A 14,939-nucleotide genomic window follows, 5' to 3' on the forward strand; every position below is an offset into this window, starting at 1 on the left:
ATTAATTTATAATCATAATTTTATATGTTTTAATGTATTCAAAGATAAAACTTACTATTCTAAAAATTGACAAGTATAAATAAACAAATTGGTAGTATCTTCTTGATTATAGGTACCTCTTTGGGCGGAGGTATTCTTGCTATTCCTATGATTCTTTCAAGCTTTGGTGTCGTTATTGGTTGCATCATAATGTTTTTGATGTGGCTTTTAATGACATATTCAACATTAGCTGTTGCAGAAGCCTGCCTGCATTTTGAAAGTGGTATTAGTTATCTAGGGCTTGCTCATAAACTCTTTAAGAAACCAGGAGTCATTCTGGTTTACATATGTGCTTTTGGAATACTTTACGGAATGCTTGCAGCATATATCTCTGCAATAGGCTCATCTTTTGAAAGCCTACTAGATATAAACTATATTATTATAGAGATTGGCTTTGTTATACTTTTTGGTGGATTTATATTAAAAGGCACAGGGCCTGCTGAATGGCTTAATAGGATTTTTCTTACCGTAAAGCTTATTATCATATTATTTACAATACTTTTACTCTTCAAGTCTATAAGCATCTCTAAGCTAGATAGCTATAGTTTTGGCACTCTAAAAGAGGTTATAGTTACTTTACCTATACTTGCCACAACATTCTCAGCTCACATAATTGTTCCTAGCGTTGTCAACTATGTAGGACCACACCCAAAAGATATTAGAAGAATTATTATAGTTGCATCTCTAATAATACTAGTAATATATGTATGCTGGATAGTATCAATATTTGGCAATATAGCTATTTATGGTGATAAAAATAGTTTTGCTGAAGTCTTAAAATCTCTTAGCTCCGAAGATAGTGTCACTCAGCTTATTTATATTCTTAAAGCTAATATTCAGTCTTCTGAAGTTATAACTTTAATTTATACCTTTATTACAATTTCTGTGACAACTGCTTTTATAACTCTATCATTAGCATTAAAAGATCTAATACTTGATAGATTTAAAATGAACAACCTATCAACACTAAGCAAAAACATTCTTCTAAGCTTTCTGCTTTTCATGTTACCGATATTTCTGAACTATTATTTTAAAAAGCTTTTCTTAATCGCTCTTTCTGTTGTAGGTCTATTTTCTCTAATTATGCTTGTTTCATGTCCACTAAATATGGTTAGAATACTTCGTAACCGTAATTTTGAAATAATTTACAAATCAATGAAAAATAGCAAGCTTAACAACTTTGCTCTAACTATTGCAATTATCATCATCATATTCCAAGTTATTGATTATATTCTTTAAATATTCTCTTTAAGCAAATAAAAATATAAAATATAAATAGTTATTTAATCACAAAATTACAAGGTATAGATATGCAACACACATCAGGTTTTTTAGATTTAGTAAACGATGCAAAAAGTAGAATACAAGAATGTACAGTTGACGATATCAACAAAATGAATGAAACAGAAACTCTTGATGGTTTACTTATTGATACACGTGAAGAGTCAGAGTTTGCAAATGGATATATTCCTAATGCTATTCATATTAGTAAAGGAATTATCGAAAGTGCTATTGAGTCAGCAGTTCCTAACAAAAATCAAAAGATGTATTTTTATTGTGGTGGTGGCTTCAGATCTGCTATCGTAGCTGATAAACTGCGTGAAATGGGTTATAAAAATGTAATTTCTGTTGATGGTGGTTGGAGAGCATGGAATGCTAAAGGCTATCCTACTAAATCACCTAATCAAGCTAGACCGCATGAGTTTTTAAAGCTTGTCAATAATGCCAAATCTGATATCAAAGAATGCTCTGTATCTGATTTATACGATAAGATAAACTCTAATGAACTAGATGGTGTCATTTTTGATGTTAGAGAAGATTCTGAGTTCAATAGATTCCATATCCAAGGTGCTACCCATCTTAGCAAGGGGCAAATAGAAGTCAAAATTGAGAGTCTAATTCCAAATAAAAATCAAAAAATATATTTATACTGCGGTAGTGGCTTTAGATCGGCATTAGCAGCTAAAAGCTTAAAAAGTATGGGCTATACGGATATTATATCTGTAGAAGGTGGAATCAATGCATGGTTAAATAATAACTTCCCTGTAACACAAGACTAGGAACTATATAATGTCATTTCGAATTGGTCACGGTTATGATGTGCACAAATTCACATCTTCAAAAAAAAATATCATTATTGGTGGAATTGAGATTCCATATGAAATGGGACTAGAAGCTCATTCTGATGGTGATGTATTAATCCATGCTCTTTGTGATGCTATTTTAGGTGCACTAGGTCTTGGAGATATAGGTAAACACTTCCCTGATACCGATATGGAGTATAAAAATATTGATAGTAAATTTTTCTTATCTGAAATAAAAAAAATGCTTGATGATAAGGAGTACGAAATCAGTAATATTGATTGTACCATAATTGCACAAGCACCTAAGATGCTTCCTTATATCGAAAAAATGAAAGCTTGTTTGGCAAATGTGCTTGAAGTTCAAACTAATCAAATAAATATTAAGGCAACAACCACAGAACGGTTAGGATTTATAGGTAGGAAAGAAGGCATTGCCACACACGTTGTATGCCTACTAAATAGATAACTGATTTAATTACTTCTGAGCTAGGTTCTCAAGATAGTTTGCGACTTCCTCTAGCTCAGCCTGACAACAGAAAATGCCAATATCATCATCTTCAAGCTTGTCTAAGATATACTTCACACCTGTTAGCTCACCATGTGAAATATAAGTCTTTGAGATATCAAACCCTTTGCTCTGTAAATCACCTCGGATTAATGTCGGTAGCTCAAGAGGCTCAGCTCCTCTAAGATACTTCTCTGTTTCTTTAATGACCACAAAATCAATACCATGCTTAATTATAATGTCATTTATGCCAGGTATCAGATACTTCCTATCCCCAGTAGTACCAATCATCAAGTATTTCTTGCCACCTTTATCATAAGCTTTCATCATACTCAATAACGCATCCATACCAGCTTCATTATGAGCATAATCAAGAACCACAACCTTATTATCAAACTCAAAGATATTAGCACGGCCTCTATTAACTTTAGGATCATTCTTATAGCTTCTAAGAGCTTTTTCGATATTATCAAAACTAATTCCAAGCTTAAAAGATAAAGCTATAGCAATCATAGCATTTTCGATATTATGCTTGGCAAAACCTTTAACTGTCAATGGAGCATCAACAACTGGTAGTATTTCCTGTCTAGAGTCACTACTTATCCAAGTAAAGCTACCATTTTCAACAATACAAGCATAATCAGACTTTGATAAATAATAGTCCATATCGTGTTGCTCTGGATTTTGCGTCACGATAATTTTTGCACAAGTTAACTTATCAAAGCGCTCTTTCATATACGAATTATCTAAGTTGATAATAGCATGAGAGCCTTTGCCCATCGTACGGAACACAATCGATTTTGCTTCTGCTAACTCTGCAACAGTCTCTATTCCATCTTCACCTAAATGATCAGCAGAGACATTCGTAACAGCTGCTGCATCAACATAAGTTTCTATTAAACCTCTTTTTAAAAGTCCTCCTCGAGCAGACTCTAGCAGAGCTACTTCGACTTTCTTATTTGTAAGAACAAATTGATGTCCTGTTGGACCTGAGTAATCGCCCTCATCTATCAACTCATCATTTACCTTTACCCAATCAGTAGATGTATACCCTGTAAGTTTACCTGCTGTACGACAGATATAATCAGTAAGTCTGACCGTTGTAGTCTTACCATTTGTACCTGTTACAATAACAGCCGGTATATCATAAACTTTTGACCAGTCAACATCTTCAATTTTATCGTTGTCTAAATCAAACTCATAACAACCAGTACCAGAACCAACATAAGCTTTATTCTTATCTCTAAAAGCATTAAAACCTTTGGATTTAGCTAATTCATAAAGCTTTCTATAAGTTAAGTTTTTGTCTTCATTTATAAAAGGCATTAGCTCATCTTGTGCTTCTTGAAGTGATTTGAAACTGCCTGTTTCAAAACCTTCTCTCACAGAAAGCCAAATAAAGTCAATAACATCACACGCTGGCATTGTAATATCGACAGGGGCAATCATTGCATAACGAACACCATTATTAAAAAACTTATGAGTAAGTTTTATATCTTGCCAACCTAATACAGGAAGAATCCTATTAGCCTCTTGATAAAAAAGTTCTGTCAATTTATCGCGGTGCTCTATAAGTGGCACATCCAGAACCGTTCCAGTCTCTTTAAAAAACAAGTTAGGTCCAACAAGTCTACGTGAATAACCTTCAGGAATCATATAAAGGCTCCCTTAAAATAGTAATAAACAATTAGTCGTTATCTTCTTCATCAAAAATAACTCTAACACCACTCTCATCAGCTATAACACCTGCTTTTATAACTTCAGAAATTTCTTCTGATAGACTAGAATCCTGAGCAATAATAGAAGCAGAAAACATTTCTTTCTTTTCTTCTTTTTGCTCTTTATTGTCGTCAGCATCTTCTTTGTTAAAGTAAATAATCTGCTTCCATGTTCTTTTTAATTTATCTGCAAAAATAACTACCAGATCACCATCCTGAGCCATTGCCAGAGCATGATCCACAGCTTCTTGCTCACTCTCGATAGTTTCTATCCTATCGGCAGTCACACCAGCCTCTATTAAACCTTCTTTAAGCATTCTTGGAACTTCATCAGGAGCTCGACCTCTTAGAGTATCATCACGCTTACAAATAAAGTGATCGTAATATGGTGCAGCAGTTTTAGCTATTTCGTAGATATCTTCATCTCTTCTATCACCTGGTGATGCTAAAACACATATTTTCTTACCGGCAAACTCCATATTATCAACCATCTGGCTCACAAGCTTTATTGCTGCTGGATTATGTCCATAATCCATCAGTACTTTAAATGGATGCTCCTCAAACCAGTTCATACGTCCTGGCGCTTGGTAGAATGATGTTACAAATGTTCTCAATCCATCTCTAATATCATCTAAACTCATACCCATACTGTAAGATATAGCTATTGCAAACATAGAGTTTTGAACATTATGGATAGCTTTACCTTCCATTGTAGCTGGAATCAAATGAGTCCATAAAACTGGTATATGAACATGATTATCAAAAATTGTAATCATATCTCCATTAACACCCTTTTCAATAATACAAGCTTTACCGCCAGCACGTATATGTTGTTTAACTAAAGCATGCTCTGGATTCATAGTTACATATAGTATATATTTTGCTGTTACTTTAGCTGACATTTTAAGTACATTAGGATCATCAGCATTTAGAACTGCGACATCCTTTGCTGCTTGAGGAACTATACTCTTAACTTTAGCCAAATCTTCTAACGTATTAACTCCTTTAAGACCTAGGTGATCAGAGGATATATTTAAACACGCTCCAACATTACAGTAATCATAGCCCATACCACTTCTTAGTAACCCTCCTCTAGCAGTTTCAAGGATTGCCATTTCTACAGAAGGATCTTTCAAAACCATTTGAGCTGAAGCTGGACCTGTAGTATCACCTGCTACAGTTAGTTTTCCGTTGATATAAACACCATCTGTGGTTGTAAGTCCTACTATTTTCCCAGCATTTTTCCACATATGAGCAACCATACGTGATGTTGTAGTTTTACCATTTGTACCAGTAATAGCAGCAATTGGAATCCTAGCATTACCATGTTCTTTAGGAATCAGCATATCTATTACTGCACCTGCAACATCTCTAGATTTACCCTCACTAGGAGCCACATGCATTCTAAACCCTGGAGCAGCATTACATTCACAAATAGCACCGCCAATATCGTGATAAGATTGTGATATATCATCTATCAAGAAATCAACACCACCAACATCAAGACCTATAGCTTTTATAGCTCTTTCCGCCATATCTTTGTTGTCAGGGTGTACAATATCAGTGACATCAATAGCTGTACCACCAGTTGAAAGGTTGGCTGTAGATCTTAAATAGAAAACTTCTCCATCCTTAAGAATAGTATTTTCATCATACCCAGCAGCTGCCAATAAAGTCTTAGCTTGATAGTCCAACTCTAATTTTGTTAGAACTTTCTCATGTCCAACGCCTCTACGTGGATCTTCATTTACAATATCAACTAGCTCTTTAATATTATGCCTACCATCTCCTATCACATGACCAGGAACCCTTTTAGCAACAGCTACAAGCTTACCATCAACCACCAACATTCTATGATCGAAACCAGTAGCAAACTGCTCCACTAAAACATATCTAGATACTTTATTTGCTTCAACGAAGGCATCTTTAATTTCTTGCATAGTTTTTAAGTTAATAGATATACCACGACCATGATTACCATCCAGAGGCTTAACAACTAATGGGAAGCCTAGGATTTTTGCGGCTCTCATAGCTCCCTCTTCAGTAGTTACCATCCTTTGCTTAGGCATAGGAAGCCCCAAACCTTGTAGAATAGTATTCGTCTGATTTTTATCACAAGATAAGTCAACAGCAATACTAGTAGTTTTACCTGTAATTGTTGCTCGAATTCTTTGTTGGTATTTACCATAACCAAATTGAACTAATGAATGGTCATTCAATCTAAGATACGGAATATCTCTTTTTTTAGCAGCTTCAATTAATGATGCTGTACTTGGTCCAAATTCTTTGCTTTGTGCAAATTTTATAAACCTTACTTTTTCATATTCAAAATCAAAATCTTCATTCTTATGAGCCACTTGTTTTTTAAGATCCTCTGGCAATAAAGATATCAATAAATCTCTAGCCAACTCCATAGCTCTTAGACCAACATCTTTTTGCTTATATTCATAGACCAAATTATAACAACCAAGCTCACCTGTCGATCTAGTACGACCATATGTTACATTACTACCAGCTATATCTTGAAGCTCTAGTATTGCATGCTCCCAAATATGACCCATCCAAGTGCCTTCATCCTCTCTCATTCTACGGATAAAACCACCCTTTTCTCTATATGAACAACCATGCTCTTCTAATCCTGGTAAACTATCCACAAGTCGATCTACAAAATCCTGACCAATCTTTGCAGATGGCCATTCTTCAAGCACTCCCAAATCAATTTCATGTTTAATAACAGGAAAGTTTGCATAGATATTAGGTCCGACATAAACATTTGTAGATAGTATTTTCATTAAAGACTCCTTAGATATTCAATCTTGTATACACTTAATATATACTTCACAAATCATGATACATAAAAATCATGTCCAAGAATAGCGGATTTTAATAATTCTACAAAAATTTGTAAGGAAGATAATGAAATATGATTTCGGCTTTATAGCTATTGGCGATGAGGTAGTAGATGGAGATATAGTTAATACTAACTCCTGTAATTTTGCTAAATACCTAGTAAGTAATGATTTTGAAATAGGGTTTCATATATCGTGTAAAGATGATTATGAAGATATAGTTTCAAGTATAGAGTTTCTAAAGCAAAATCATAAAAACATTATAACTATAGGCGGTTTGGGTCCCACTGAAGATGACTTAACCACAGAGTCAATTGCCAAATATTTTGACAAAAGTCTATCTTTAGACGATGACTCATGGCACAAACTAGAAAAAAGGATGATTGAAAAATATGGTAGAATTACTTTGGGTACTGAAAAACAAGCTATGTTTCCTCAGGGCTCAGAAATCTTAATAAATCAAAATGGTACTGCAAACGGATTTAAACTAGAGTTTGAGTCTGGTCGATATATATATGTTTTTCCTGGACCTCCTAGAGAGTGCATTCCTATGCTTGAAGCATTAAATCTAAACAACAAAACAAGTAAAAAAAGAAAAATAGTTCGTAAAAAATGGAATATTTTCAATATTGGTGAAAGCCTGCTTGCAGAAAACTTAGAAGTGATTAAGGAAAAATATCCGTTTGTTACTTTCAAATATAGAATTGCAGAAGGCTTTATCGAGTTAAAGTACTTTTATCCTGAAGATTGTCCTCATAGTGAAAGTATTATAATAGATGTAGAATATCTTTTAAAAGATTATCTAAAGACTAAGATTTAACTGTTCTTTCTTATCAATGAATATCGCATCAACCTGCCATTCAAGCAAGTGTTTAATTTCATCATCTGTATAAACAGAATAAACAAAAACTTTACCAAATTTACGTTTCAAATATTTAACTCTTGAATCGGTTAAGCAGCTATAATTTATTATGATTGCTATATATTTGTTTTTAACAAAGTCTTTATAAAAATCACTATCAATATATTCAAAATCCCTAACCCAGTTAACGGTGTAAAAAAGTTTACCTTGAGTAAAATCTTTATATCTTCTTAACTCTCTCATTACCACTTTTGAGAAGCTCGACAATAAAATTTTTGATTTCATAGTTGGATAATGCTCAAGAAGCTCAATAACCTTAGCGACTAAAGTCTTTTGGTAGCTTATATTTTCATTACTTACTTTAATTTCAAGATTCAAAAAAGCATTATTATGCTCCGCCCACTCGATATACTCTTTCAGTGTTAATATTTTAGCTGTTGACTTTAACTTAGGATGAACAAGCTCTAAAGACTTTAAGCTAAATATTGACATATTAGTAACATTTTTATCAATATCAAAAAACCTTTTTGGAGTATCATCATGAAACAAGAATAACACCCCATCAGAACTCATTTGCACATCTGTTTCAAACCAATTAAACCCAGCATTCTTGGCAATTTGAAAGGCTTCTATTGTATTTTCTACAGCATCATTATTTGCGCCTCTATGAGAAATATATCTATCTACATGCATATATCAAAAAATTTATTAAACTCGAATTTGAATTATACATTAAAAAATATTATTAAAATAAATCCTTTTTATTAATTTATATTGAATATTTTGTTTTTTAATAATTATCTCAATCATGATATAATTTTTGTTAATTTTTGTGATTTATTTTAGTATAAATGATTGATAGTCCGTATATTAACAAGAAGCTAGCTTCTTTACTACTACATCGTAAGCTTATAACAAGAGAGCAACTTGAAGAGATAAGTTTAGATAAATCACTAGCCAAACAAGACCTCTTAGACTACCTAATTGATCATGAATTAGTTGATAGTAAATCATTTATGATTGAATCTGCAACTCTGTTACGTTTACAGTATATTGACTTAACTGCTATAAATGTAAATTTTCTACCGCAAGATTACTTTGATGCTGAGTTTTGTAATGAGAATAAATGTTTACCACTATTTAAAAGAAAAAAGAGCATTTATGTAGCAATAGCTAATCCAATAGATAGTCAAGAAATACTAAAAAAACTACGCAGTAAATATGATTACTCTTTTACTCCTATTGTAGGAGAAATTAACCTAATACGAGAAAAGATTGAAGAATACGATCAATATCTCAAAGATGAAGGACACGTAGAAAGCGAATCAAAACTTGAGGAGCAGATGAATGCTGGTGGTGAGCTTGATATTGACTTTGTTGAAGAAGGTGAGCGTGAGGGAGATGCCATAATAGGAAGTGGTGAAGATGAAGAAGCTCCTATCATTAGATTCATCAACAATACTATTGTGGATGCAATACAAAAAGGTGCTTCAGATATACACTTTGAACCATATGAAAAAAACTTTCGTATTAGATACAGAATAGATGGCCTACTAATAGAGACTTTTAATACCAAAAAAAATCTTGGACCTAAAGTTATATCAAGACTTAAGATTATGTCTAGCCTTGATATCGCAGAAAAAAGAATCCCTCAAGATGGTAAATTTAAAATTTCTCTTTCAAGAGAAAAAGCTATTGATTTTCGTGTTAGTACATGTCCAATAAGTTTTGGTGAAAAAGTTGTACTTCGTATTCTTGATTCTAGTTCAACACAAATACCAATTGAACAATTAGGTTTCTCAGAAACTCAAAAAGAAACATATCTTAAATATATCAAACAACCACAAGGCATGGTACTAGTAACAGGTCCAACTGGTTCAGGTAAAACAGTTACTTTGTACACAGGTATAAACATTCTGAATAAACCTGAAAAAAATATTTCTACAGCAGAAGATCCTGTCGAGCTTTTTGTAAAAGGTATCAACCAAGTTAACGTTAATAATAAACAGGGTTTAACATTTGCCGCGGCTCTTAAATCTTTCTTACGTCAAGATCCAGATATAATCATGGTCGGTGAGATTAGGGATATTGAAACAGGATCGATTGCAATTAAGGCATCTCAAACAGGTCACTTGGTTATGTCAACACTACATACAAATAGTGCTCCAGAAACATTAAATAGATTGGTAGATATGGGCTTACCTAGATATAATATTGCTACTTCTGTAACGTTGATTATTGCTCAGCGTTTAACAAGAAAATTATGCCCAAAATGCAAATTAGAAGATACTGATACCGAGTTTTCATTACTTGTTGAGGACAGTGGCCTAAATGATGAGATACTTATGAAAACATTCGGTACAAAACTTGAAAAAGTAAAGAGTGCAAAGATATACAAACCAAACCCTAAAGGATGTCCAAGATGCTTTAAAGGATACAAAGGAAGACTTGGTTTATATGAGGTTATGCCCGTTTCTAGAGAAATTGCAAAAATGATATTAGAAGACAAAAACACTATGGAGCTAGCAATACAGGCTCAAAAAGAAGGAGTTGCCACAGTTAGACAGTCAGCACTAGTAAGAGTTTCACAAGGGTTAACATCTATGGAAGAGGCTTACAGAGTAAGTTAAAGGATAAAATATGCTATTTGGAAATAAGAATAAAAACAAAATAACGATTACATCTTGGGGCTATAAGGCCAAGCTCAAAAATGGTAAAACCATAAAAGGAATCATAGATGCTGATACTAAAGAAAAAGCTGAGATTCAAATAAGACAAAAAGGCTACACTGATGTTAAAGTCAAAAAACAGCCTAAAGATTTACTTCCGAAAAAAATATCATATCAGGATATAACGGAAATGACTCGTCAGCTAGCTACAATGACAAAAGCAGGTATCCCAATTATTAAATCTTTTGAAGTCTTCATAATGGGTATTCGTAAACACCCTCGTCTAAAGATATTAGCCATCCAAATTAAGCAAGCTATCGAAGGTGGTGAATCATTTTCAAAAGCCTTGAGTAATTTTCCAAAAGTTTTTGATAAGCTTTATATAGGTCTCATAACTGCTGGAGAAGAATCTGGTAACCTAGATCTTATGCTTAATAAAATAGCTGACCAACGTGAAGCATTACAAAGTATTAAAAAGAAAGTTAAAAAAGCTCTTTCATATCCAATTGTTGTATGTGTTATAGCAGCCGGTGTAACAGGGATACTTTTAACTTTTGCGGTTCCAGCATTCTCAGCAATGTTTATAAACTCTGGAAAACCCCTGCCTGCGATTACTCAAGTCACTGTTGATGCATCTAACTTCATGCAAGATTCATGGTGGAAAATTATTCTTATAATATTTATGTCACTATCAATATTTAAATCTCTGAAATTCAAATTCCCAAAAATACAAGTTGCACAAGACCATTTTATGCTTAAAATACCAATAATTGGTGAGGTTATTTTCAAATCTGCTCTAGCACGATTTGCTAGTACATTAGAGATTACTGTTCAATCAGGTATGAGCTTAACAAGAGCATTAGATATGGTTTCATTAGCAACAGGTAATGCCAAGTATGACCAAGCCGCTATAGACATTAAAAAAAGTATCAGTGAAGGAGCGTCATTTAAAGAAGCTATTGTTGAAACGGGAAGCTTCCCATTCTTAGTAGAACAGATGATAGCTGTTGGTGAAGAGTCAGGTGCTTTAGAAACGATGCTTGGAAACCTTAATAGAGTATATCAAGAAGAAGTTGATACACTTGTAGGAAGTTTGAGCTCAATGTTAGAACCTCTAATTATGATTGTGCTAGGTGGTGTTGTCGGTTTCCTTGTAGTAAGTATGTATATGCCAATGTTCCAAATGGGAGATGCTATAGGCTAGCAACCTTATTTGTTCATTTTATCCAAAATATTTTATCTAAGTTTATTACTATATTATTTTACAAAAATAGTATTATTCTCTTGCTCGTAGCACTTCCCAAGCATATTTCTTAAAGGCTATCGCTAAGATAATCTTCATGGTATAACAAAATTCACCAAAACACTTAGTAGGATATTTCCTACTTTAAAACAGACATTTATTATAACCTTCATAGAGAAACATATGATAAGTACCATAGTTATCTATAGACCCTTACTAATATAAGTTAGATGTACAATAAGAGATAGTTAATAAAATAGACTAATTGAGAGCCTTAATATTCACATTTTCTGATTCTACAACATGATGATATAAAAATCAGTATTTAAATATCTAAAATAAATTAAAAAATGATAAAAGAAAATTCGAGAGATTAATATTAATAAGTTAAGAAATTAAGCTTCTTCTTTTAAGGGAGCTGATACACTCGCTTGAACACGTTGGTTACGAGCATCTGACTTATGAATACCATCTAAAGTATTCTCATAACCAAATCCTTTAGTAATGATTTTATCATTATCTAAACCTAGTTGCTTCATGTACTCAGCTACAGCTTCTGCTCTCTTCTCAGAAAGTTTTTGGTTATATATCTCAAATTCACTTCCTGTTGTTCCTTGAGAAGCATAGCCTTTAACTGTTACTGTGTTAATATCACTGTTCTTAACAAAGTTAACAAAAGATGCTATAGCATCTTTGCCCTTACTGTTTAATTTTGAACTATCATAAGCAAATTTAGTATCTAAATAAACTGTTACATCATCGCCGTTCACAGTATAGCAAGCAACACCTTCTTTAGTTAAGTTGAAGTTACCTTCACACTGCTTAATACCTTGAGGTAAAACATACTTAGATTCATCAATTGTCGGCATAGCTGTAGTTTCTGCAGCTGTAGTAGCACCATTGTCTTGGATGTTGCCAGTATCATTATTATTATCATCTTTGCCACCAAAGAACCATGTAATACCACCACCAATCATGTTAGTACCCGCTCTACCTTGAGCACCTGACATACCACTTGGAGCCATTGTCTGAATATATCTATAATCAGCACTTACTTGAACATCTCTAGAAAGCTCAAATTTAAGACCTCCACCAACGTCCCATGCACCTGTAGCTTGACCAGCCAAATTAGCCCAACCAGCACCACCAGCAGCATATGGAGTGATCATAGTACTATTACTGAAATTAATAACACCCTCACCTAAACCTGCAAATACTCTACCAACTAATTGGTTATATTGAACTGCAAAATATTTATTGATGTTATAACCAATTATCATATTTGCACCAGCTCCAGAAGGAGAATTAGGCGTTCCAGCAAGACCATTAGCATCTACACCAAAGTACCATTGACCTGTTCTATCTTGTGGACCCCAAGTATTGTCTTTGTTAGTTAAAGAGCTATATGTATTAGCAAAAGGAGTAAGGAAACTATTTCCAGCACTACTTTGAGTAGCTGTTGAATTTGCATCTACTGACGTATCCATATTGTCAGAACCTGCAGCAAATGAAAACGTAGCCGTACCTAATAGTACTGTCGTTGCGATAACAATGTTCTTTAATTTCATCAAAAGCTCCTTTTAAAACTCTTTTTTAAACTAGTAGTAAATAAATAAGACTGAAGCATTATACAAAATTAGAATAAAGTTTCCAAGTTTTTTTTAATTTTTATGAAGTTAATATTCTATATTTGATTAATAACTCTTCTTGGCTTTCGATATTATTAGGGTCTGTTATGATACATCTTATTGGACATACCTTGGTACATTGAGACTCTTCAAAGTGACCCACACACTCTGTACACTTGTCAGGATTAATTTCATAATACTCCTCACCTTGTGATATTGCCTCATTAGGACATTCTGGTTCACATATATCACAATTTATACAATCATCTGTAATCAATAGTGCCATACTAGTCCTTAGAATATTTTAGCTTTATTTTATTAAATACACACTCTGGTACAAACTCACCTACTCTTTGATAGTTATGAATAGCAACTGCCCTAACTAACGTAGATGATATACAAGAAAATTTTTCACTGGGAGTTAAAAACATAGTCTGAATATCGCTATTAAGCTTATTATTCATACTAGACATCTGGAACTCATAATCAAAATCAGATACTGCTCTTAATCCCCTCACAATAGCACAGGCATTATACTTTGCGGCAGTATCTACCAGAAGTCCCTCAAAGCTAACAACCTTAACTCTACTATTATCTTTGAAAACTTCTCTAATCATTTGCTCTCTTGTATCTAAATCAAAGAGAGTTTTCTTACCATATGCGGTAGATACTGCTACCACTATTTCATCAAAAATATTTAATGCTCTATCAACCAAATCAACATGGCCTTTTGTGATAGGATCAAAAGTACCAGGATAAATTGCTATTTTTGTCATGACTCAATTAAAATAATCCTAACTCTAGTTTAGCCTCTTCTGTCATAAGTTCCGAATTCCATGGTGGATCAAAGACCATCACAACATCAACCTTATCAACGTTTGGCAGCATTGCTACACGCTTCTCAACATCAGTCATTAGTACAGGGCCCATACCACAACCTGGTGCTGTAAGAGTCATATCTATAATCACATGAAAATTACCATTCTCTAACTTTCTAGTAACTACATTATAAATCAAGCCTAAATCGACTATATTAACTGGAATTTCAGGGTCATAAACTGTTCTCATCTGATCCCAAACTGCATCCATATTTATAGGGTCTCCAGGCTTGATTTCATAATTTTCAACTGGATATTTAACTACCTGCTTACCTATTGCATCAGCATCCTTTCCATCTAAGTGGAGCAAATTACCATTTACGTTTAATGTAAAACTTCCACCTTTATCTTGAGTTACCAAAACTTCCTGACCAGGCATAAGCTCAATCTCATTACCAAATGGAACAGCTACTGCTTTTACTTGCCTTCTTACTATAGTTACATCTGTTGTCTTCATTTTTTAT

The 14,939-nt window shown here is 33.5% G+C and carries 13 protein-coding genes; 6 read left to right on the plus strand and 7 right to left on the minus strand.

Translation table 11 applies throughout. The features are described from left to right. Positions 1-66: 66 nt before the first annotated feature. The 3 genes from F3D57_RS03645 (at position 67) to ispF (ending at position 2,589) form a co-directional block, all read left to right on the plus strand. Positions 67-1,278 (plus strand): amino acid permease, encoded by a 1,212-nt coding sequence (locus F3D57_RS03645; RefSeq protein ID WP_149368082.1) that lies wholly within the window; start codon positions 67-69, stop codon positions 1,276-1,278. Positions 1,279-1,349: 71 nt separating this feature from the next. Then, complete coding sequence (locus F3D57_RS03650; protein WP_150465235.1) at positions 1,350-2,099, plus strand: rhodanese-like domain-containing protein; 750 nt, start codon at positions 1,350-1,352, stop codon at positions 2,097-2,099. Between the two features lie 10 nt (positions 2,100-2,109). Next, the gene (gene ispF / locus F3D57_RS03655; protein WP_150465236.1) at positions 2,110-2,589 is read left to right on the plus strand and encodes a 2-C-methyl-D-erythritol 2,4-cyclodiphosphate synthase; all 480 of its coding nucleotides are present in this window, start codon (positions 2,110-2,112) and stop codon (positions 2,587-2,589) included. Between the two features lie 9 nt (positions 2,590-2,598). Here ispF and F3D57_RS03660 read toward each other — a convergent pair whose 3' ends face one another. Beyond that, on the minus strand, positions 2,599-4,284 hold the full coding sequence (locus tag F3D57_RS03660; RefSeq protein WP_150465237.1) for a Mur ligase family protein: 1,686 nt from the start codon (positions 4,282-4,284) through the stop codon (positions 2,599-2,601). Positions 4,285-4,315: 31 nt separating this feature from the next. Next, complete coding sequence (cphA, locus tag F3D57_RS03665) at positions 4,316-7,138, minus strand: cyanophycin synthetase (RefSeq protein WP_150465238.1); 2,823 nt, start codon at positions 7,136-7,138, stop codon at positions 4,316-4,318. Between the two features lie 124 nt (positions 7,139-7,262). Between cphA and F3D57_RS03670 the strand changes: the two genes are divergently transcribed. Further along, positions 7,263-8,015 (plus strand): competence/damage-inducible protein A, encoded by a 753-nt coding sequence (locus F3D57_RS03670; protein WP_150465239.1) that lies wholly within the window; start codon positions 7,263-7,265, stop codon positions 8,013-8,015. On the opposite strand, the gene F3D57_RS03675 is transcribed toward F3D57_RS03670, so the two are convergent. Then, entirely contained in the window at positions 7,998-8,750 is a 753-nt protein-coding gene (locus F3D57_RS03675) for a glycerophosphodiester phosphodiesterase family protein (protein ID WP_150465240.1), read from the minus strand. The two genes, F3D57_RS03670 and F3D57_RS03675, sit on opposite strands and share 18 nt — an antisense overlap. 158 nt (positions 8,751-8,908) lie before the next feature. On the opposite strand from F3D57_RS03675, the gene pilB reads away from it, so the two are divergent. Beyond that, positions 8,909-10,687, plus strand: a complete 1,779-nt coding sequence (gene pilB, locus F3D57_RS03680; RefSeq protein WP_146421176.1) for a type IV-A pilus assembly ATPase PilB — start codon at positions 8,909-8,911, stop codon at positions 10,685-10,687. A 10-nt stretch (positions 10,688-10,697) separates the two neighbouring features. Continuing rightward, entirely contained in the window at positions 10,698-11,930 is a 1,233-nt protein-coding gene (locus F3D57_RS03685; protein ID WP_150465241.1) for a type II secretion system F family protein, read from the plus strand. Positions 11,931-12,364: 434 nt separating this feature from the next. On the opposite strand, the gene F3D57_RS03690 is transcribed toward F3D57_RS03685, so the two are convergent. From F3D57_RS03690 to sufT, 4 genes are all read right to left on the minus strand, one after another. Then, on the minus strand, positions 12,365-13,537 hold the full coding sequence (locus F3D57_RS03690) for an OmpA family protein (RefSeq protein WP_150465242.1): 1,173 nt from the start codon (positions 13,535-13,537) through the stop codon (positions 12,365-12,367). 100 nt (positions 13,538-13,637) lie between these two features. Then, entirely contained in the window at positions 13,638-13,883 is a 246-nt protein-coding gene (locus F3D57_RS03695) for a YfhL family 4Fe-4S dicluster ferredoxin (RefSeq protein ID WP_013923375.1), read from the minus strand. Between the two features lies 1 nt (position 13,884). Then, the gene (gene coaD / locus F3D57_RS03700) at positions 13,885-14,373 is read right to left on the minus strand and encodes a pantetheine-phosphate adenylyltransferase (protein ID WP_150465243.1); all 489 of its coding nucleotides are present in this window, start codon (positions 14,371-14,373) and stop codon (positions 13,885-13,887) included. A 7-nt stretch (positions 14,374-14,380) separates the two neighbouring features. Then, on the minus strand, positions 14,381-14,932 hold the full coding sequence (gene sufT, locus F3D57_RS03705) for a putative Fe-S cluster assembly protein SufT (RefSeq protein ID WP_013923377.1): 552 nt from the start codon (positions 14,930-14,932) through the stop codon (positions 14,381-14,383). Positions 14,933-14,939: the final 7 nt, after the last annotated feature.

Source organism: Francisella sp. SYW-2 (assembly GCF_008711475.1).
GTDB classification, from domain to species: Bacteria; Pseudomonadota; Gammaproteobacteria; order Francisellales; family Francisellaceae; genus Francisella; species Francisella salimarina.

Excerpts from the sequence above, each read along its gene's own strand:
- F3D57_RS03675 (WP_150465240.1), bottom strand. The coding sequence starts at position 8,750 with ATGCATGTAGATAGATATATTTCTCATAGAGGCGCAAATAATGATGCT.
- F3D57_RS03660 (WP_150465237.1), bottom strand. The coding sequence starts at position 4,284 with ATGATTCCTGAAGGTTATTCACGTAGACTTGTTGGACCTAACTTGTTT.
- F3D57_RS03695 (WP_013923375.1), bottom strand. The coding sequence starts at position 13,883 with ATGGCACTATTGATTACAGATGATTGTATAAATTGTGATATATGTGAA.
- F3D57_RS03670 (WP_150465239.1), top strand. The coding sequence starts at position 7,263 with ATGAAATATGATTTCGGCTTTATAGCTATTGGCGATGAGGTAGTAGAT.
- cphA (WP_150465238.1), bottom strand. The coding sequence starts at position 7,138 with ATGAAAATACTATCTACAAATGTTTATGTCGGACCTAATATCTATGCA.
- F3D57_RS03685 (WP_150465241.1), top strand. The coding sequence starts at position 10,698 with ATGCTATTTGGAAATAAGAATAAAAACAAAATAACGATTACATCTTGG.
- ispF (WP_150465236.1), top strand. The coding sequence starts at position 2,110 with ATGTCATTTCGAATTGGTCACGGTTATGATGTGCACAAATTCACATCT.
- sufT (WP_013923377.1), bottom strand. The coding sequence starts at position 14,932 with ATGAAGACAACAGATGTAACTATAGTAAGAAGGCAAGTAAAAGCAGTA.
- coaD (WP_150465243.1), bottom strand. The coding sequence starts at position 14,373 with ATGACAAAAATAGCAATTTATCCTGGTACTTTTGATCCTATCACAAAA.
- pilB (WP_146421176.1), top strand. The coding sequence starts at position 8,909 with ATGATTGATAGTCCGTATATTAACAAGAAGCTAGCTTCTTTACTACTA.
- F3D57_RS03650 (WP_150465235.1), top strand. The coding sequence starts at position 1,350 with ATGCAACACACATCAGGTTTTTTAGATTTAGTAAACGATGCAAAAAGT.
- F3D57_RS03690 (WP_150465242.1), bottom strand. The coding sequence starts at position 13,537 with ATGAAATTAAAGAACATTGTTATCGCAACGACAGTACTATTAGGTACG.